Source organism: Novosphingobium rhizovicinum (assembly GCF_040813635.1).
Lineage (GTDB): Bacteria > Pseudomonadota > Alphaproteobacteria > Sphingomonadales > Sphingomonadaceae > Novosphingobium > Novosphingobium rhizovicinum.
The window spans coordinates 40933-59411 of record NZ_JBFNXR010000017.1 but is presented as its reverse complement, the minus strand read 5'-3'; the positions used below and the strand labels follow the sequence as shown (position 1 = coordinate 59411).

Below are 18479 nucleotides of genomic sequence, written 5' to 3'. Positions count from 1 at the left end.
GATAAAAGGACAAGAAAGATGCTTGACCCCCCTGCCCACCTTGCCTAAAGGCGCGGGCCTGCCTTCGGCGCAGCACGAGAGATGGCCCCTTCGTCTAGCGGTTAGGACGCGGCCCTTTCACGGCTGAAACACGGGTTCGATTCCCGTAGGGGTCACCATCCCGTGCGCGGCCGAGGCACTAAAGGAAAATGGCTACAAGGCCCCTTCGTCTAGCGGTCAGGACGCGGCCCTCTCACGGCTGAAACACGGGTTCGATTCCCGTAGGGGTCACCAGAACCGCCGAAAATGGCGGAGTTGCGGAAAACCGCGAGATTCACGATCGCTTTACCCGTCCTTGTGTACAAAGGATGCGTACAAAGTGATCAGGTTGATGGCGCTCCACCAAGACCCCCGCACCGGTATCTACTACTTCCGCAAGGTCATCCCCGAGAAGCTGCGTCCCGTGTTCGGGAAGCGCGAATTCAAGGTGAGCCTTGAGACGCGCAGCTTGGCCGAGGCCCGACAGAAAATGGCCGAACCAGCAATGCGCTATGCGCAGCTGGCGGAAGAAGCTGCTATCTTCGCCACAGGCGGTTGGTCCGAGGCCGGCCGCCATCTGGTCGAGGCCTGGTTGGCCGACAAGGAACGGCCGGATCAATGGCTGCGGGAATGCCTCGCACGCATTACCGCATTTCACCGCGCCATGAACTCGACCGATCGAGGGACACTGGTGCCGCCAGCCTACGCCTTCGAGGCGGTCGAGAAGGCGCCAGACGACGATGAACTCCTCCGGGTTAGAGCGAGTCACACCCGTGCGCGAATGAACTGGCCGATGCGGCTGGGGGTATTGAAGACCATTCCGACGGAGGCGTTCGGCTGGATCGTTGAACAGGTCGCGATCCATTCAGGCAAAGAGATCAGATCGGACGGACCGCTTTTTGGCGAGGTCGCCAGCGCATTTCGCCACCGGCTCCTCGTGACGGCGCTCGAGGAAACGACGCCTCGGCCTCGCTCAGGATCTCCATTGCCATCCCTGATCGTCATCGAAGGGGGGCGCTCGCAAGACGAGGCGATCGGTACGGCGACCAGGCGCGACCCGGGTTTCCAGGTTGGCCTGACCATCAGCGAGGCTTTCGATGCTTGGAAAAGCTACACAAAGGGTCGGCCTCGCAAACCCCAGCTCGTCCAGGAATGGGATCTCGCCATAAGGCGGTTCGTCTCGATGTATGGCGACATCGACATGGGCGAAATTAGGCCCCAGATGGTTCGCGATTTTCGGGAAAAGCTCCTCGAGATTCCTGGCCGTACGAAGAAGTCGATCAAGGCGCTGCCGCTCGAAGAACAGGCCGCCATCGCCGCCAAGGAGGGTCTCGACACCTTGTCTCCGGCGACGGTGAACAAGTCGCTTTCGGCGCTCCGGTCGGTGACAGAGCACGTGGTCGACAAGATGTCGAAGGTGCCGCTCGAGTTCAACGCGGCGAAACAGGCCAAGTTCGTCGAACTCGACGACAGTGAGGAAAAGCGGCTGCCGTTCGACGAGGGCGACATGGAGGCGATCTTCCGAAACCTCGCCATCACGGACAGAACCGGTATCAGCGAGGAGACGCTCTTCTGGATCGTACTCCTGGCCCCGTTCACCGGCTGCCGGCTCGAAGAGCTCGGCACGCTCCGTCCTTTGAATGTCCGTTCGGAACAGGGCATCTGGTTCATCGCGATCGAGCGCGATCGGGCCCAGGTTCGTGCCGAGCAGGGCCAGGAGGAAAAAGGCCGGAAGAACCAGAACGCGGAGCGCGACATCCCGCTACATCCGATCCTCCACCGTGCCGGCTTTCTCGAATATTTCCAGCGCCGGCGCGATGAAGGGGCAGAGTGGCTCTTCCCGGACCTGAAGCCCAATAAATACGGCAAGCGGACCTATCGGGTGTCCCGCCTTTTCGCCCAATACCTCGAAGGTCTCGGCATCACGGACGACGAGAAGGTTTTCCACTCCTTCCGACATTCGATCCGCCGTATTCTCCGCGGCCGCGCCCCTGAGGAAATGGTGGATCTCATTTGCGGCCATTCCGACGGGAAGGTGGGCCGTCGCTATGGTCGCGGAGCCGACATGCGCCCGCTACAGGTGGTGATCAACCTCATCGACTATAACGGGCCGGACTGGGGTTCGGTGGTGGCGAAGGGACGACATTTCGTCGGTCTGCCGCCGGAAAAGCCCGTATCGGGTGGTCCGACGCAGCTCGGGCTCTCTCTTTAGGCGTCCAGCGCAATCGATCAAGGGATGGCTGAGTATTTCGACCCAGCCATCCCCTGATGTTGCTCAGGAGTAGTTGGCGCAATACCGCGCGACGAGCCGGCCGGTCCTCGCCGCGATCGAACGCTTTCCAGGTCGATCGAAAGCTCGGCGAGAGAAACATGGTCGCGGAAGGCAGGCTCGCGCCGGTGCCCTCCCGGATCGCTGCCCGATCGGCAAGTTCGCGCCCAGTTCCAGCGCGATGCTCCTCCGGAACGCGTTCTCGCCTCGGGCAAAGCCTGCGACGAAATAGACGCTCAGCCCCTCACCCGTGGCGAAATCGTCCACAACCGCGAGGCATACGCCCGGCAGAGCGTCCGACGGCGGGTCGTCAGCAGTCTCCCAAGCATAGCGGGACGGCTCGATACCGGCGGCCGGGGGCACGAGACCCTCGGCCAACAACTCACGAGCGCGAACGCTCGCCTGGATCTGCTCGATAGCGGCACTCCCCTTGAGAGCGAGATGCCAAGCGGCCGATTCGGACGGCTGCGCACCAGAACCGGCTTTCGGCATCACACCTTCCTGTACGTTGCCGTGAGGGAGTGATGCGCCTGCCAGGCAGCCCACGCGTCGGCGTGTCCCTTGTCGGAGCAGAGGTGGTGGCAGGCTCCTCCGAACCCGTTGATCCCCAAGGGGCGCGACAGCACCACGCAATGCACGTGGCTGCCATTGCCGTCGAGGCCAGCAGTGCCCGGCACATGCGCGACCAGGATGACCGCGTGGCGCGCGAAGTGGCTCCTGGCGTAGGCTCGCACACGCTCATATCCGGCGTGCCAGGGCTCGCGGGGATCGAGCGTCACCTTGACCTGGATGAACGCGTGCCGCTCGAACGGCGGCAGCGTGCGGTTGAACCGCTCGAGCAGGAAGTCGAGATCCGCATAATCGCCGGGCGCGTCGGACGGCACGAGCACCTCGCATTTCGCGGCATAGCCGAAGTCCGGATCATCACCCGGACGAATCTTCTTCCGGATCCAGAGCGTGATCCCGTCGCGCGGACCTTCACCCTGCCACCAATAGCGGGTGAAATCGAAGCCGGGGTGCGCTCCGCCTCCATTGGTGAACTGCTTCAGCTCGGCCGGCCTTACGGCGGTGGAGGCCTGCAGGGCCGGCTTGCTCGTGCGGCGCTTCCTGTTGCGGATGGCCATCGTCAGATCCTCCCCATGAAGCTGGGGATCGTCCGCGCCCGGACAATGCCGGAGGCGCGTTCGTCCGCCAAGACGAACGGCGGCTCATCCTCGATCTCGAGGCCCCACGCGGTCACGCGAATAAACGGACCCGTGCCGACTTCGGGCACCAGCCAGAGGTCGCCATCGCGGCGCCAAGCCACATAGTGGCAGAGCCATTCCGACCGCTGCTGCAGCCGGATGTCGAAGGTGACGCCGCGCTCGGCATCGAAGCGGAGCAGGCCAAGGTCCAGCCGGCTATGGCGAGCCACTGCGTCGCCTTCGCGAAAGATCAGCGGCCGGCGGCAGGCAGTGCCGGCCACGACCAGGCCGGCATAGGGCATCACCACGCTACCGGCGAACATCGGATCGCGCGCGGCAGCGGTCGTATCAACCAACCCTCCGATGGCGCCAGCAAAGGCGTGCACGCGCAACGCCACCGCACGGCTGGTGGGCGGCAGGAGGGAGGCGCCCGCAACCGGGCGCTCGAGCAACATAGTTTCCATTTGATAATCTACCTGTGTTGGGTGACGCGACGGCGGAGCGGGGTCGCGGCAAACACCCTTTTTCATCTTTGTGCTCAGCCACTGGCCGAGCTTCTTCTCTTCCGGGGACAGCCGCGCTGCGCGGTCAGCGCCACTCCAGCTTCTTCGCCGCCAGCATCAGCGCATCGGCATTGCCGAAGCCGAACCCGTGCTCGAGAGCGTTGGTCCAGGGCGCCTCAGCGGGCACGATCCCTTGCCGGCTCACGGCGAAGCAACTGCCCTCGGGATCGTCGCCGTAGGGATCAGGCACGAGGCAGAGAGCGTCGCTGAGGCTCGCCCACAGCCGCAGTGCAGGGTGCCGGTGCACTTTCCCGCCGGCGCAACGAACAACGGTGAAATAGCTGGTCGCCAAGCCAGCGTTCGTGGCACCGGGCTCGAGGATCAGCGCAGTGCATCGCGTCTCGCGCACCGCCGACTCGACCCCGACCATCCGCTCACCAGCCCAGGGAATCAGGACGAGTTGCGCCGACGGTTCGTAGAAATAGTCGCGCACCGCGGGCGGGAGGAGCTCGGGGCGGGATGCGAAGGCCCACCCGACGTGGGCCGCGAGTTTGCTCGCGCAATCGCGGGCATGCGCCTCGCGCGCGCGGTGAACGTCATTTTTGTACTTCATGTAGAAGAGCCTCAGGCGGCGCTGAGGCTGGCTGCATGCCTCGGCGCAGGAACTTTTCGCTTCTCAGCGTCAGCCACCCTGCTCCTCTCCAACTCTTCCGAGGGCTCCGCCCTCAGATGAAGTCTTCCGCCTTCGGCGCTTCGGCGATGATCCGCCGGATCTCGGGACTGTCGGCGTCCTCGCGGGCGCGAAGGATGGTGAGGACGTCGTTCACCTGTCCCCAGGTGGGGATAAGCGCGGTCGGCGACTCCCACCACCAGTCGACCAAGATATTCTCGAGCCAGCTGGACGCTTTCGTCGCTACCTCATCGCGGGTGGGCACGTAGCAGCCTGTTCGGATCAGCCCCCGATGCTCCTTCATAACCGTCATGATCGTGCTCTCGGCGACACCGAAGCGATCATCCATATCGTTCTGCTGACCCATTTCATCTCTCCCACCGCTGACGGCGATGGCTTCCCACAATTTCCGTCGATTGTTAGGATCTCCCGGGCCCCCTGCCGCCTAACTCATGCAATTTTGCAGCCACGGCATTCAGCCTCCGGCGTTCTGCCGTGTCGAGAGTCCCACGCATAATTTCGGCCTGCTTCATTACATCGTGTACTGATGTGAGGTCCGGGAGCAGCGGCAAGGTCGAATAAACGATCTCTTTATGATCGAACGTCTCTTCTTGGAATTTTACGGCCGCATCCAGTGCCTTGTCCTTGCGAAGGCCTACACCATGCTCGTAGGACGTTGTGCGATAGATAAGCCCTTCCGACCAAGCGCGAATGGTGGATCTGATAACCCTTTTCACTTTGTCCAACGTTCTGTCGAGGCGATCATAGAATAGAGAATTCAAGCTCTTCACCGCATCAATCAACCACCTCTCGACAGGCTGGAGCGATGCGAGTTCATCGTCAGGATTACGTCCCGCCCTGGGTTCAATAATAATCAGACGATCATTTGCGTCGAGGTCAAGGCGTCCATTCGCCCAGGCGGCCATACCCCGAAGTTTTGCCTTCACGTCGCGTTCGCGAATTTTGAGCGCGACCTTCTCGTCGTTGATCTTTATTCTCTCGGAGCGGACGAACTCCTCTCGCTGCTCCAACGACACTACCGCTGCCTCGGCTCGTTCGCGACGTCTCTCCGCTTGCGCAGCGGCTGCCTCCGATTTCTTGCGGACGGCTTCCGCATCCTGTGCTCGCCTCAGCTTATGGTCTGCTTCGGCAATATCCGCCGATATGGCGGCAAGGCGTAGGCGCCCGGCCTCCTCCTCCGCTTCAAGGGTTTGGATGATGTGCGGGAGTTCGTCCGCGCGACGAATCGTATCGTTCGCGGCGGCAAGTTCTGTCTTGAGGGCCTCGACCTCGGCCTTGAAGCGAGCTGCCTCGTTCTCCGCTTGCCGACGCTGTTCGTCCACGACCCTAGCGTGGCCAGCGAAGTTGTCGGCGACGGTCGCCAGCGTCGTGGCCAACTCCTTCTTCTCAAGGACTGCTTCGCTCTGGGTCTGTCTTTGCCACCATGCCCTGCGACTAAGACGTTCCAGGCCCGGACCCACCCGCGCCAGCCCATGCCTGAAGTTGAGCGTCTCATAGAGATGGCTCTGCCATCCGCGCATCGCAGCCTTGTAGGCGCGGGTGCCGACCTGATTGACGAGTTGTTCGAGGGTGGCGGGCTCGCCCGCCTTCTGCCCGGCTTTTCCCCGCTTGGACGGCGCGGGGCTACGCCGCCCGAGGTCGATTCCGCGCCTACGCCGAGTCCGGGTCCGCTCGACGGGTTCAGGTTCGGCCGCGACGGCCTTAATGGGCACTGCCGACGACAGGCGCTCCCTGGCCTGCGCCCTGCGTCGGACCTGGGCTGCATATCCGGGATGGGTAGCCTTCGCGTCGAGGCGCGGATTTTTTGGACTGCGGCGTGGGACCAGTAGCGCATGGATATGCGGATGAGCTTCATCCAGATGCTCGACGACGCACAGCATATCGAGGCCGCGTCGATGGGCATCGTGTTCGATCCATTGGATGAGTTCGGAACGCCACGTCAGGTAGCGGGTGCGCCAGAGAGGATCGGCCATTGAGGGACGAATTTCACCCTGGTGATCGGGCGGCGGGGCCTTGGTATAGATCGGATGGGAATGGACCTGCGCCTCCATCACATGGGTGTCTTTGCGAATCCGCTGGATCTTCCCATCAGCGGTGCGCACGCCCTTGAGCGCAGCCTTGGCCTCGGCGACGCGACGGCGAATTTCATCCGGAACCTGGTCCGGAGTGAAATCGCCAGCGAGGAGCGTAGGCGGAAGTGGCTCGGCCACGTGCGGATGGCTCCCCGGTAACCGGGCAGCCTCCGCGGCAACTTCGTCTATGGAGAAGTTGACGCTGTTGCCTTCGAAGGAGAAGGTGGAGATGTGTCCGAATTGAAAACCGGCCATCGACCATCCTCGCTCCAAGGGGTTCAGGGGAAGCCCCCCTGACCGACATTTCTGGGGTGGCGCCGACGGTGCCGGGCCCCCAGAAATTACAGTCGGTCACTATAACTTCTGTATACTGCTGTTTCTTAAAGATTTCTTTCCCCTTGGCCTGCGCCGGCAGGCCGATGCCTAACCACCATATCCTTGGCCGGACGTGGGGCATGGCCCAGCTCGATCTTGATGTTGCATTCATGCCCGGGCCCGATAAGCCTGCAGGACAGAACGGGGTGATTGAGCGTGTTTGAACAGGTTTTCAGGAACATTGACGACGTCCTTTGGAAAGAGGCCGGCTGCACCACCGAGCTCGACTATGTCGAGCAGACCAGCTGGCTGCTGTTCCTCAAATATCTGGACGATCTGGAGGCCAATCGCGCGATCGAGGCCGATCTCGCCGACCGCCCCTTTATGCCAATCCTCGATGCCGCGCATCGCTGGAGCTACTGGGGGGCGCCCAAGGATGCCGCGGGTAAGCTGGACCATAATCGCGCGCTCACCGGCCCTGACCTGATTGACTACGTCAACCGCGAGCTGTTCCCCTATCTGCAGGGCTTCCGCGGCCGCAGCGAGCCGGACACGATCGAGTACAAGATCGGCGAGATCTTCGCCGAGTTGAAGAACAAGTTCACCAGCGGCTATTCGCTGCGCGACGCGCTCGACCTGGTCGACCAGCTCCGCTTCGGCAGCCAGGCCGAGAAGCACGAGCTTTCGGAGCTGTACGAAGCCAAGATCCGCAAGATGGGCAATGCCGGGCGCAACGGCGGCGAATATTACACGCCGCGCCCGCTGATCCGCGCGATGATCCGGGTGGTGAAGCCGACGCTGACCGACCGCATCTATGACGGCGCGTGTGGGTCGGCGGGCTTCCTGTGCGAGGCGTATGATTATCTGAACGCGCGGGTGAAATCGACGCGCGACAAGGAATGGCTGCAGACCCAGGCGCTGCACGGCAAGGAGAAGAAGAGCCTCGCCTACGTGATCGGCACGATGAACATGATCCTGCACGGGATCGACGCGCCGAACATCATCCACGCCAACACGCTCAGCGAGAACGTCCTCGATATCCAGGAGAAGGACCGGTTCGACGTGGTGCTCGCCAACCCGCCGTTCGGAGGCAAGGAGCGTCCAGAAATCCAGCAGAACTTCCCGATCAAGACCGGGGAGACCGCCTACCTGTTCCTGCAGCACTTCATCCGCTCGCTGCGCGCGGGTGGCACCGGCGCGGTCGTGATCAAGAACACCTTCCTCAGCAACTCCGACAATGCCAGCGTGGCGCTGCGCAAGGAGCTGCTCGAAAGCTGCAACCTGCACACCGTGCTCGACATGCCGCAGGGCACCTTCCAGGGCGCCGGTGTGAAGACGGTGGTGCTGTTCTTCGAGAAAGGCGAGCCGACACGGCGCATCTGGTATTATCGGCTCGATCCCGGCCGGACGCTGGGCAAGACCAATCCGCTCAACGATGCCGACATGGCGGATTTCGTGGCGAAGCAGGCGAGCTTCGCGAGGGGCCTGAACAGCTGGAGCGTGGCGGCGGACAGCCTCGACCCGGCGACCTTCGACCTGACGGTGCGTAACCCCAATGCGCCCGAAGCCGAAGCGCTGCGCAGCCCGGCTGAAATCCTCGACGAGATCGCGCGTTTGGATACGGAAAGCGCCAAGGTGCTCGCGCGAGTGAAGGAATTGCTGTGAAGGGATGGCAAACTGTCCGGATCGGTGATGTCTGCGAGATCAAGCCGTCTAAACGACAGGCGCGCGCCGCATTATCGGATAACGATCCTGTCTCATTTGCGCCCATGGGCGATCTTGGGATCGGCCAGAAATACCTGAGTGCATCTGACGAGCGCCCGCTCTCCGAGGTGGCGCGGTCATACACCTACTTCGCCGACGGCGACGTGCTACTGGCGAAGATCACGCCTTGCTTCGAGAATGGTAAACTCGGTATCGCACGCCACCTGAAGAACGGCGTCGGCTTTGGCTCAAGCGAGTTTATGGTCATTCGTCCGGGACAAGAGCTTCTCGCAGAATACCTTTACCTTTTTTTGGATCGAGACGAGTTTCGCCAACGCGGTGCGAAAGTAATGACCGGCGCTGTCGGTCACAAGCGTGTACCTCAGGAATTTGTAGAGGCGTCAGACATACCTCTGCCGCCTCTCGAAGAGCAGCGGCGGATTGTGGCGGTGCTGGATGAGGCCTTCGCCGCTATCGCCACCGCAACCGCCAACGCCGAGAAGAACCTCGCCAATGCGCGGGAGTTGTTTGAGCGCTGCCTCGCCGACGTGTTTGAGGCCCCGAGCAGCGATTGGATTGTCGAGCCTCTTAAGGCGAACGTTCGGTTCATCGATTATCGAGGCAAGACGCCTCCCAAACGAGAGGCGGGCGTCAGGCTCATTACGGCAAAGAACGTCAAGATGGGCTTCATTCAGCGTCAACCGGAGGAGTTTATCGATCCCGCAGCATACGACAGCTGGATGACGAGAGGCTTTCCCCGGCAAGGCGATGTGCTCTTTACGACCGAGGCACCTCTCGGGAATGTGGCGCAGTTAGACACTGACGAGAAAGTCGTCATCGGCCAGCGGCTGATCACAATGCAGCCTAATCCGGACAGGCTCAATCGAACGTTTCTCAAATATATGCTCTGCTCAGCACCGCTGCAGCGCGCAATCCTAGAGCAGGCAACTGGAGCGACGGTGTCCGGGATCAAGGCAAAGCTGCTCAAGGAAATTTCTATCTGCTACCCCCGTTGGATGGATGAGCAACTTGCAATCGTTGAGCGACTGGACAGGCTGTACGATCTTTCCCAGTCGCTCGCAGACTCAGCGAAGACAAAGATCAAAAGATTAGAGAGCCTGAAGCAATCCCTCCTCCAACGCGCCTTCTCCGGTGAACTCACGATGCGAGAACCCCTCGCAGCATGAACGAGGCCGAAACCCGCGCCGAGTTGATCGACCCCGCCCTGCACGCCGCTGGCTGGGGCGTGGTGCCGGACAGCCGGACGCGGCGCGAGGTGATCGCGCCGGGGCGGATCATGGGCGGCGGTCGGCGAGCAAGCGCCAAGGCCGCCGATTACGTGCTGGTCTATCGCAACACCAAGCTCGCCGCGGTCGAGGCGAAGGCAGGGGCCAAGAGCTATACCGAGGGGGTGGCGCAGGCGAAGGACTATGCCGCCTGCCTGCAAACCCGCTTCGCCTTCGCCACCAACGGCACGGCCATTTACCGCATCGACATGCAGACCGGCGCCGAGGGGCTGGTCGAGCGCTGGCCGACGCCGGACGAGCTGTGGGCGCAGACCTTTGCCGAGTCCAATTGCTGGCGCGATCGCTTCGCCGCCGTGCCGTTGCAGACCGACGGGCGGTTCGAGCCGCGATACTACCAGTACAACGCCATCCAGCGCACGCTTGATGCCATCGCCGATGGGCGCGACCGTATCCTCCTGACGCTCGCCACCGGCACGGGGAAGACGGTGATCGCGTTCCAAATCGCGTGGAAGCTGTTCCAGACACGCTGGAACATCAGCGACTGGAAGACAGACGGCGAGCCGACACGCCGCCCGCGCATCCTGTTCCTAGCCGACCGCAACATCCTAGCGGACCAAGCCTACAACAGCTTTGATGCTTTCGGCGACGATGCCCGCGCGCGGATCAGCCCCGGTGAAATCCGTAAGAAGGGTGCGGTGCCGAAGAACGCCAGCGTGTTCTTCACGATCTTCCAGACCTTCATGTCGGGCACCGACGAGAAGGGCGACCCAGCGCCGTGGTTCGGCGAATATCCGCCCGACTTCTTCGACTGCATCATCATCGACGAATGCCATCGCGGCGGCGCCAAGGATGAGAGCGAGTGGCGCGCAATCCTCGAATATTTTGCGCCCGCGGTGCAGATCGGCCTCACCGCGACGCCCCGGCGCAAGGCCAACGCCGACACCTACGCCTATTTCGGCGAACCGGTGTACACCTACTCCCTCAAGCAGGGGATCAACGACGGCTACCTGACGCCCTTCAAGGTCCGCCAGATCGGCACGACGATCGACGAGTATGTCTGGACGTCGGATGACCAGATCGTCTCCGGCACAGTCGAGGAGGGTCGTCGCTACACCGAGCGCGACTTCAACCGCTCGATAGAAATTCGCGAGCGCGAAGCTTACCGCGTGCGCACCTTCATGGACATGATCGACCAGCGCGAGAAGACGCTGGTGTTCTGCGCGACGCAGGAACACGCCGGGATAGTGCGCGACCTGATCAATCAGGCAAAGACGAGCGCCAACCCCCACTACTGCGTGCGGGTGACAGCCAACGACGGCGCGATTGGCGAGCAATGGCTGCGCACGTTCCAGGACAACGACAAGACAATCCCGACGATACTGACCACCAGCCAGAAGCTCTCGACCGGGGTGGACGCGCGCAACGTGCGCAATATCGTGCTGCTCCGGCCGATCAACTCGATGATCGAGTTCAAGCAGATCATCGGCCGCGGCACGCGGCTGTACGACGGCAAGGACTACTTCACGATCCTCGACTTCGTGAAGGCCTATGAGCATTTCAACGATCCCGAATGGGACGGCGAGCCGCTGGCGCCCGATGCGCTGGGGGAGCCGAGGCCGAAGGGCGAGCCCGAGCCGAAGGCGCCAGGCCCGGACGAGCCGGAGCCGCCGAAGAAAAAGCTCGTCATCAAGCTGGCTGATGGCAAGGAACGGACGTTCCAGCATATCAGTGGCACGACCTTCTGGGACGCCAGCGGCAAGCCGATCTCGGCACAACAGTTCGTCGAGCAGCTGTTCGGCAAGCTGCCCGAGCTGTTCCGGGACGAGGACGAGCTGCGGCGGATCTGGAGCGATCCCGATACGCGCAAGGCGCTGATCGAGGGGCTCGCCGAGCGGGGCTTCGCCGGGGAGCAACTCGGCCAGATCCGGCGGATGATCGACGCCGAGGCGAGCGACCTGTTCGACGTGCTGCGCTACATCGCCTTTACCCGCGCGCCGCTCAAGCGCGCCGAGCGGGCGGAGGCGCGACGGGCCGACATCCTCGCACGACGGGACACGAAACAGGTGGAGTTCCTAGAGTTCGTGTTGTCGCAATATGTCGAACAGGGCGAGGCGGAACTTGCGGCCGAGAAGCTGCCGGACCTGCTCGGACTGAAATACGGCACCCCGGCGGATGCCGTGCAGCGGCTGGGGAGCGTAAGTGATATCCGTCAGACTTTCCGGGGTTTTCAGCATGAATTGTACAAGCGAGACTGAAGGGCCGCCTAAGCCTTAAACAACCTGCAAAGCCGAGCGACCGCTCACGACCCAGGAGCCGCTAGACCGCTCGCGGCGTGAGCTGCCGGTCGGCAACGCGCCTTCCTTTCAGCCGTTCAGCTCGGGCCTGCGCGTACCCAAGAGATGGTGTATCGCGGCGGCTGCGTTTCGACAGCAGATGGAATGGCAGCCCCTTCACGTACGATGCCTGGATCGGGGTCGAACCTGACCTCGTGCATCGAGGGAAGGAGTGAGAGCGATGGCGCATTTCGTGGGTCTAGACGTCTCGGTGAAGGAGACGTCGGTGTGCGTAGTGGACGATGCCGGCAAGGTGCTGTGCGAGCGCAAGGTGCCGACGGAGCCGGATGACATAGCTGTGCTGCTGACCTCGATTGGCGGCGACTATGCGAGGGTCGGGATCGAGGCTGGGCCGCTATCGCAGTGGCTGGTGAACGGTCTGAGCGAGGCAGGCCTCCCGGTAATCTGCGTAGAGACACGGCACATGAAGGCGCTGTTGCAAGCGCAGCAGATCAACAAGTCCGACCGCAACGACGCACGCGGCATTGCGCAGATGATGCGGGTCGGCCTGTTCAAGCCGGTGCATGTGAAGACGCTGGCGGCGCAGGAGCAGCGGATGCTGTTGACCAGCCGCAAGCTCGTCCAGCGCAAGCTGATCGACATCGAGTCCGACATGCGCGGCACTCTGCGCAACTTCGGCCTCAAGGTCGGCGTCGTCAGTACGGTCGGCTATGAGGCCCGTGTCCGTCACCTGGTCGAGGGTTTTCCGCGACTAGCTGCGATCGTCGAACCGTTGCTGACGGTGCGGCGGGTGATGCGCCAGCAGCTGGCCACGCTCCACAAGATGCTGCTCGACACAGTCCGGCACGATCCGGTGTGCCGGCGGTTGATGACCGCGCCCGGCGTTGGCCCGGTGGTTGCGCTCACCTATCGCGCCTCGATCGACCAGCCCCAACGCTTCGTCCCTTCCAGGGCGGTCGGTGCGCATGTCGGCTTGACCCCGCGACGGCATCAGTCGGGCGAGCTCGACTATGATGGCGGCATCTCCAAATCCGGCGACACCATGCTGCGAACGATGCTGTACGAAGCGGCGCAGATCCTGATGACACAAAGCCGGCATTGGTCGTGGCTCAAGGCTTGGGGGATGAAGGTCGCACAGCGCAGAGGCATGCGGCGCGCCATCGTCGCTGTCGCGCGTCGCTTGGCCGTCATCCTCCACCGCATGTGGACAGATGGCACCGACTTCCGCTGGGGCAGGGAACCCGACACCACGGGCACGGCCGCCTAATACGAGCCAGACAGGAGCTTCCAGTTCTGCCTCGGCAGGAAGAGGTCCTCACGGGGACGAAGGTGGCGTGAGATCGTAACGGCTGCAGCCCTGTCGCCAGCGGCAAGGGCGTCCAAAAGATTGATCCACGCTACTTTGTCTTACCCCATCATGGGGCGGCTACGTGCCGACCCCGGAGAGAAGCACGAACCCCGTGTGGCTATCTCAAGCTCGGCAGAAACCAGTGTTGTATTGTCGCCTTCCGATCCGCCACACCGGTGCCCTTGCGGCAGCGGAGGGTGGCCTTCGCCTGTTGACTCGGGCCGCGATAGAGAAGCTGCCGTTCATAATTTTATTGGAGCGGCGGCTCGAACGACCGAATTTGGGGACAAACCTGTCATTCCCGTGCCGCAGGTTGAGCGTCAGCTCTTGTCAGGAGCCGACGTTCAGCCATTGTCCGCGCCACGTAGGGTTACGACTGAAGCCGGCGGTTTGCTGACTGACAGCTCTTGGGCATTCGGTTTAAGAGACCGGACCTTCATGTCGCCGAGGGGGCCTGCTACCCGCATGCGTTGATCATCGATCGTGTATCAACTTGCTCGACCCAAGTAGCGGGCCGCCTCGGAAGGGGCTACGATCGACCCATGAACATGCGTCACCGATCGAAGCACGTCGTACACGATACCTGGGGTAGGATCACCCGCGAAGAGACCTCCGCCAGAGAACACGCTCGCATGTTCCTTCGGCTCGAGTACCTCCACCGACCGCCTTTTGGGGAGGAGGAGATTGGGAGGGCATCTAAGGAATGGGACCAAATCGTCCGCGATGATACGCCTATCTCAGAGATGTACGCTCTTCTTACCGACGAACAGAAGGCAGCCTTTGCCGAACTGACGAGGAACCCATCCGTGCACTACATCGTAGATGGGGTGAATGTTCTAAATGTCGGAAACCTTCATCTGCTGAGGCGCTTGCAAGCGGGGGAGCGGGTCGGAAGCGTCAAGGAAACTCAGGTCAAGCGCGCACCCGGAACGCAGGCGATCAAGCCGAGCGAATGAAAAGCTGCGGTGCGGAACAGCCCGCCGAGCCTTTGCCAGACCGGATCTGCTGATGCACTGCATTCGGCCGGGCGCTCGCCCCGTACGCCCCGCGATGAGCGCCGTGCCGCTCCTAGACAGGGGCGCCCGTCTGCGCGCAGCCGGATTGCACTTCCGAGTGCCTGTGTATGTTGAGGCTGATCTCACCCACGAGCACGTCCTCGGTCGCGGTGATCTTGCCTTCCACCATGAGCGGACCTTTGATGGTGACACCCGCCGGCGGAGCGCGACGCCGCGCGCACGCCAATGCAATGGTCGAACGGCGTGAACGGCGGCTTCACCCACAGCGACAAACCGATCCGCCCCTCGATCGATCGCGGCCCTTATGCCTTTGGCGAGGTGAACGTGGCGACGCAGCGCGCTTCAAGCGACTCACTGCTGAACTGGACGGAACGCGCTCTGCGGTTACGCAGGGAGGTGCCAGAGATCGGCAGGGGAATCTGGACGGTTCTGGACACGCCTGAGAGCATCCTCGCCCTCCGCTTCAATTGGGAAAGCGAGACTTCGGTGATCGTCCACAATTTCGCTGGCGAAGCGACCGACTGCACCCTGCCTTACTTCTCCGACGATGGAGATGCTCGCGAGTTGGTCTGCCTGCAGACCAACGAGCGTCTCATCACCGGGCCGAGAGATGCAAAAGCATTCGTCTTGCAGCCTTACGGTTACCGCTGGTTCCGCCTGGGTGGGCTTGACGAGTTTGTCCACTCGCATGCGGAGAGGCACTGACCGAAAGGGGGTCAGGCTCGAACCTGGCGGCCTACACGTTGCTCGCGAGAGCACGGACTGGTTTCGCGGGTGCTGTCAAAGCAACCGCGCCAAGCCCAATCAGGGCGAGATCCTGCCCCCGTTTGCCTGCCATCAGCAGGCAAACGGTAGCGCTTTCGGAAACTAACCGAGGAAGTTTGCAGGACTGACAGCAAAAACGCCGTACAGGGCGCACGCTGAAGAACTCATTAGCGACTGGCCTTCAAGTGTCGGTGCGTTACGTTTAACAGCACCGACCGAACCTGTTCCACCAGAGCCTCACGGTGTCATGGCACACGTCGATCCCGCGCTCGAACAACAACAGGTCTTCGACATTCCGCAACGAGAGCGGAAAACGCACATACATCATCACCACCAGGCGGATCACCTCAGGCGACGAGTTGAAGTACCGGAACGGACTGGCTGGCTTGCGCGAACGAGGCATCCACCTGCCCTACCCTGGCCTGCTTACCAGCAGGTGCATTTGGTTTGACAGTGCCCTCAGAGCAGTACGGGGTGAAGGCATCAAAAGTCCGCGCGCAGCTCGATTCCGTAGGAGCGTGGTCGACCCGGCACTGCTGTATTGATACCGAGCGCCGGCCCTACTGCGTTCCCGCCCGCCCAGTAGCGCCGGTCGAATATGTTCTGCGCGTAGAACGCAGCCGTCAGCGGCGTGTCGAGAAGCTGTGACCAGGCAACCCGGGCATTTGCCAAGACGTACCCAGGTATGGTCGTGAAAGGAGCCTGGGTAGCGGCCACGTTGGAGAAGTACATCTTGGTCTGGCCGAACACTTCGAAGTGAAGGTTCAGGTCACCCATGCCGCCGCCGAGCGAATGGTTGATATCCGCGAAGGCATTTCCGCTCCACTCGGGAGCATCCGCATAGGGGCCGTAGACCGTCGGCGATCCCAAGAGGGTGACAGCGCCACTCGTGTATCTTGCATTTGTATATGCACCGGATGCCCCCAACCTCAGCCACGACGCGGCTCGCAACGACATGTCCACCTCCGCTCCCGTAATCTCAGCTTTAGGTACGTTGACCGTGAACAAGGTAGGGCTTCCGCCAACACCGACAATGTAGATCGACCGCTGTACGTCGCTTGCCCACTGATTGTAAAAGGCAGCATTGAAGGTCACCGGCATTCCCATACCGGACCCCGAGTACTTAAAGCCCACCTCAACATCGCGCGTCGTTTCGGGAGAAAAGCGGTTCCCGCCATTCACAGCCGTCTCATTCACCGGCAGCACGCTATAGTTGTACCCACCGGTACGCCAACTCCCACGCTGGGCAGCATAGACCATTAGGTCGGCGCTGAGCTCGTAATCGAGCGACACGGTCCAGCTCGGTTTCCGCCAGCTCATGCTCTCGCGCGGGAAATCGGTCCCGAAGATGGAGCCGGGGAGCTGCCTGGCGCTGACCTTGTCCCAGGTATATCGCCCGCCGAGGGTCAAGTTCAGCTTATCGGTGACGCCATAACTTCCCTGCGCGAAGATCGCCCGCGACTTCGTGGTTGTCCGCTGGTGGTATCGGAAAGGCAGCCCAGCGGCGATGGGCGTCAGATCGAACGAGTACAGGCTTGAGTTGTTGATATCGGACTGATCGAGGTAGTAAGCACCCAGAACGTAGTTCAGCCTTTTGTCGAAGGCTTCTCCTTGTAACTGTAGCTCGTCGGAAATCTGCTCCGTGCGCCGGACGAAAAGGCCGCTGGTGTCGCTCATCCGGGTGGCGTCGACGACGTTGGTCGCGGCATGGAAGATGAGGTACGGCGTTCCATCATAGTCGAAACCGTCGTCGGCGCTTGTCTTGTTGTACCCGAAGATGTTCTTGAACGTCACGCCGGGCGAAGCTTCGTAGGTCGTCGTGTTGATGATGGACGTACTCTTAGCCTCATGCGGCAGCGGCGTGTTCACATCGACCCGCCGCTGGCCCAGCTGCTTCTGAAGCTCTGCATAGCCCGGCACCCCGCCGGCATAGAGGTTCGGATTGGCGGCGACATACGCATCGAAGGGCGCCGAGCCTGGTTGATAAAGACAGGGCGCACCGGAGAAGAGCGGAGCTCCGTTGAAGGTGGAACCACACGGATAGTATGAAAAGAAGACGCTTGGCAGATTGGTCCCGCCCTCGTCGGTGTGTTGGACAACAGTGGTATTGCTGAAGGTGGCAGTCGGCTCGAACAGCAAGGTGCCGCGCACGGATGTGCTGATGCGTTTGCCCAGGCGCTCGCCGGAGCTGATGTCCTTGACGAACGCCCCGCCCGCTGCGTGCACGGCCGCGACGCGCAGCCGCAAGGCTTCGCTGACCGGCAGGGTTACGGCCCCCTCGAAGTGGCGCATGTCGTAGTTGCCATAGCGCGCCAGCGCATAGCCTTGGACCTCGTTTCCAGGCTTGGCAGTCTCAAACAGAACGGCGCCACCGGTGGTGTTGCGGCCGAACAATGTTCCTTGTGGCCCCTTGAGCACCTGAACACCTTCGAGATCATAGAGACTGGTCGCCGTGTGGTTCACCAGCTGCACTTCGTTGGTATAGGCCAGAACGCCCGGAGGCGAGTTCGTGTAGGTATCGACGCTTTGACCGCGAATGGCATAGTTGAACTGGTTGGCGTTGCCGTTTTGGCGGATGATGAGCCCAGGCACGGCAGACTGAAGGTCCAGGTCCGATGCGATTTGCCGCTGCCTGAGCTCTTCGCCCCCGATCACGGCCACGGCAAGCGGCACATCCTGCAAGCTCTCCTGACGACGCCGGGCGGTCACCACGATATCACCGCCGGTAGCAGCACCGTCCCTCAAAACGGCGGACGCAGCCGCCTGCTCCTGGACCATCGCAGAGCCGTCCTGCGCCGATGCCGGAGAGACGATCATGATTGAAACGACCGGCACAGCCACGCTTGTCAGCAATACTCTCAACACCCTTCCCCCTTTTGTTTTCTTCGCGTTCGCGGCTACAAGTTGCCCTGCAAGCACCCCCGATTCGAACCGGAACGTAGCAGGCCGGTAGGCGGAGAGGATTGACCGAAAACGACAATTGCTGGTGTCTCTCCAGACAGCCCGAAATCACTCATCGCCTTGATTGCGCATAGGCAGAAAACAGTGCTGCG

At 62.0% G+C, this 18479-nt stretch carries 14 protein-coding genes, 2 tRNA genes and 2 pseudogenes; 9 read left to right on the top strand and 9 right to left on the bottom strand.

Annotation, left to right across the window (positions count from 1 at the left end; translation table 11 throughout):
• Nucleotides 1-83 precede the first annotated feature (83 nt).
• From ABUH87_RS01745 to ABUH87_RS01735, 3 genes are all read left to right on the top strand, one after another.
• A tRNA-Glu gene (locus ABUH87_RS01745) sits at nt 84-158 on the top strand.
• 40 nt (nt 159-198) lie between these two features.
• Nucleotides 199-273: transfer RNA gene (locus ABUH87_RS01740), tRNA-Glu, on the top strand.
• Between the two features lie 97 nt (nt 274-370).
• Entirely contained in the window at nt 371-2230 is a 1860-nt protein-coding gene (locus ABUH87_RS01735; protein WP_367768446.1) for a DUF6538 domain-containing protein, read from the top strand.
• Nucleotides 2231-2293: 63 nt separating this feature from the next.
• Here the strand turns inward: ABUH87_RS01735 and ABUH87_RS01730 are convergent, their stop codons facing one another.
• The 6 genes from ABUH87_RS01730 to ABUH87_RS01705 all read right to left on the bottom strand — a co-directional run bounded on the left by ABUH87_RS01730 (nt 2294) and on the right by ABUH87_RS01705 (nt 6767).
• The gene (locus ABUH87_RS01730; protein ID WP_367768443.1) at nt 2294-2779 is read right to left on the bottom strand and encodes a hypothetical protein; all 486 of its coding nucleotides are present in this window, start codon (nt 2777-2779) and stop codon (nt 2294-2296) included.
• Entirely contained in the window at nt 2779-3411 is a 633-nt protein-coding gene (locus ABUH87_RS01725) for a hypothetical protein (protein WP_367768440.1), read from the bottom strand. Before ABUH87_RS01725 ends, ABUH87_RS01730 begins: the two co-directional genes overlap by 1 nt.
• Before the next feature lie 2 nt (nt 3412-3413).
• On the bottom strand, nt 3414-3935 hold the full coding sequence (locus tag ABUH87_RS01720; protein WP_367768437.1) for a hypothetical protein: 522 nt from the start codon (nt 3933-3935) through the stop codon (nt 3414-3416).
• Between the two features lie 124 nt (nt 3936-4059).
• Nucleotides 4060-4587 carry a hypothetical protein gene (locus tag ABUH87_RS01715; RefSeq protein WP_367768433.1) on the bottom strand — a complete coding sequence of 176 codons (528 nt, stop codon included), beginning with the start codon at nt 4585-4587 and terminating at the stop codon, nt 4060-4062.
• 112 nt (nt 4588-4699) lie between these two features.
• On the bottom strand, nt 4700-5011 hold the full coding sequence (locus ABUH87_RS01710; protein ID WP_367768430.1) for a hypothetical protein: 312 nt from the start codon (nt 5009-5011) through the stop codon (nt 4700-4702).
• A gap of 52 nt (nt 5012-5063) precedes the next feature.
• Nucleotides 5064-6767, bottom strand: a complete 1704-nt coding sequence (locus tag ABUH87_RS01705) for a hypothetical protein (RefSeq protein ID WP_367768427.1) — start codon at nt 6765-6767, stop codon at nt 5064-5066.
• A 501-nt stretch (nt 6768-7268) separates the two neighbouring features.
• On the opposite strand from ABUH87_RS01705, the gene ABUH87_RS01700 reads away from it, so the two are divergent.
• The 5 genes from ABUH87_RS01700 (at nt 7269) to ABUH87_RS01680 (ending at nt 14601) form a co-directional block, all read left to right on the top strand.
• The gene (locus ABUH87_RS01700; protein WP_367769138.1) at nt 7269-8717 is read left to right on the top strand and encodes a class I SAM-dependent DNA methyltransferase; all 1449 of its coding nucleotides are present in this window, start codon (nt 7269-7271) and stop codon (nt 8715-8717) included.
• Nucleotides 8714-9943, top strand: coding sequence for a restriction endonuclease subunit S (locus ABUH87_RS01695; RefSeq protein ID WP_367768425.1), 1230 nt, complete (start codon nt 8714-8716; stop codon nt 9941-9943). Before ABUH87_RS01700 ends, ABUH87_RS01695 begins: the two co-directional genes overlap by 4 nt.
• Nucleotides 9940-12258, top strand: a complete 2319-nt coding sequence (hsdR, locus tag ABUH87_RS01690; RefSeq protein WP_367768422.1) for an EcoAI/FtnUII family type I restriction enzme subunit R — start codon at nt 9940-9942, stop codon at nt 12256-12258. Before ABUH87_RS01695 ends, hsdR begins: the two co-directional genes overlap by 4 nt.
• 259 nt (nt 12259-12517) lie before the next feature.
• A complete protein-coding gene (locus ABUH87_RS01685) occupies nt 12518-13564 on the top strand; it encodes an IS110 family RNA-guided transposase (RefSeq protein WP_367768419.1) in 1047 nt (348 codons plus the stop codon).
• A 713-nt stretch (nt 13565-14277) separates the two neighbouring features.
• Entirely contained in the window at nt 14278-14601 is a 324-nt protein-coding gene (locus ABUH87_RS01680) for a hypothetical protein (protein WP_367768415.1), read from the top strand.
• A gap of 112 nt (nt 14602-14713) precedes the next feature.
• Here the strand turns inward: ABUH87_RS01680 and ABUH87_RS01675 are convergent, their stop codons facing one another.
• Nucleotides 14714-14830, bottom strand: a complete 117-nt coding sequence (locus ABUH87_RS01675; protein WP_367768412.1) for a hypothetical protein — start codon at nt 14828-14830, stop codon at nt 14714-14716.
• A 44-nt stretch (nt 14831-14874) separates the two neighbouring features.
• Between ABUH87_RS01675 and ABUH87_RS01670 the strand changes: the two are divergent.
• Nucleotides 14875-15366, top strand: a pseudogene (locus tag ABUH87_RS01670) (trehalose synthase); the annotation flags it as partial.
• A gap of 274 nt (nt 15367-15640) precedes the next feature.
• On the opposite strand, the pseudogene ABUH87_RS01665 reads toward ABUH87_RS01670, so the two are convergent.
• Nucleotides 15641-15829, bottom strand: a pseudogene (locus ABUH87_RS01665) (IS6 family transposase); the annotation flags it as partial.
• 80 nt (nt 15830-15909) lie between these two features.
• The gene (locus ABUH87_RS01660; RefSeq protein WP_367768407.1) at nt 15910-18288 is read right to left on the bottom strand and encodes a TonB-dependent receptor; all 2379 of its coding nucleotides are present in this window, start codon (nt 18286-18288) and stop codon (nt 15910-15912) included.
• Nucleotides 18289-18479: the final 191 nt, after the last annotated feature.

Excerpts from the sequence above, each read along its gene's own strand:
- ABUH87_RS01680 (WP_367768415.1), top strand. The coding sequence starts at position 14,278 with ATGTTCCTTCGGCTCGAGTACCTCCACCGACCGCCTTTTGGGGAGGAG.
- ABUH87_RS01715 (WP_367768433.1), bottom strand. The coding sequence starts at position 4,587 with ATGAAGTACAAAAATGACGTTCACCGCGCGCGCGAGGCGCATGCCCGC.
- hsdR (WP_367768422.1), top strand. The coding sequence starts at position 9,940 with ATGAACGAGGCCGAAACCCGCGCCGAGTTGATCGACCCCGCCCTGCAC.
- ABUH87_RS01710 (WP_367768430.1), bottom strand. The coding sequence starts at position 5,011 with ATGGGTCAGCAGAACGATATGGATGATCGCTTCGGTGTCGCCGAGAGC.
- ABUH87_RS01730 (WP_367768443.1), bottom strand. The coding sequence starts at position 2,779 with ATGCCGAAAGCCGGTTCTGGTGCGCAGCCGTCCGAATCGGCCGCTTGG.
- ABUH87_RS01685 (WP_367768419.1), top strand. The coding sequence starts at position 12,518 with ATGGCGCATTTCGTGGGTCTAGACGTCTCGGTGAAGGAGACGTCGGTG.
- ABUH87_RS01725 (WP_367768440.1), bottom strand. The coding sequence starts at position 3,411 with ATGGCCATCCGCAACAGGAAGCGCCGCACGAGCAAGCCGGCCCTGCAG.
- ABUH87_RS01735 (WP_367768446.1), top strand. The coding sequence starts at position 371 with ATGGCGCTCCACCAAGACCCCCGCACCGGTATCTACTACTTCCGCAAG.
- ABUH87_RS01720 (WP_367768437.1), bottom strand. The coding sequence starts at position 3,935 with ATGGAAACTATGTTGCTCGAGCGCCCGGTTGCGGGCGCCTCCCTCCTG.
- ABUH87_RS01675 (WP_367768412.1), bottom strand. The coding sequence starts at position 14,830 with ATGGTGGAAGGCAAGATCACCGCGACCGAGGACGTGCTCGTGGGTGAG.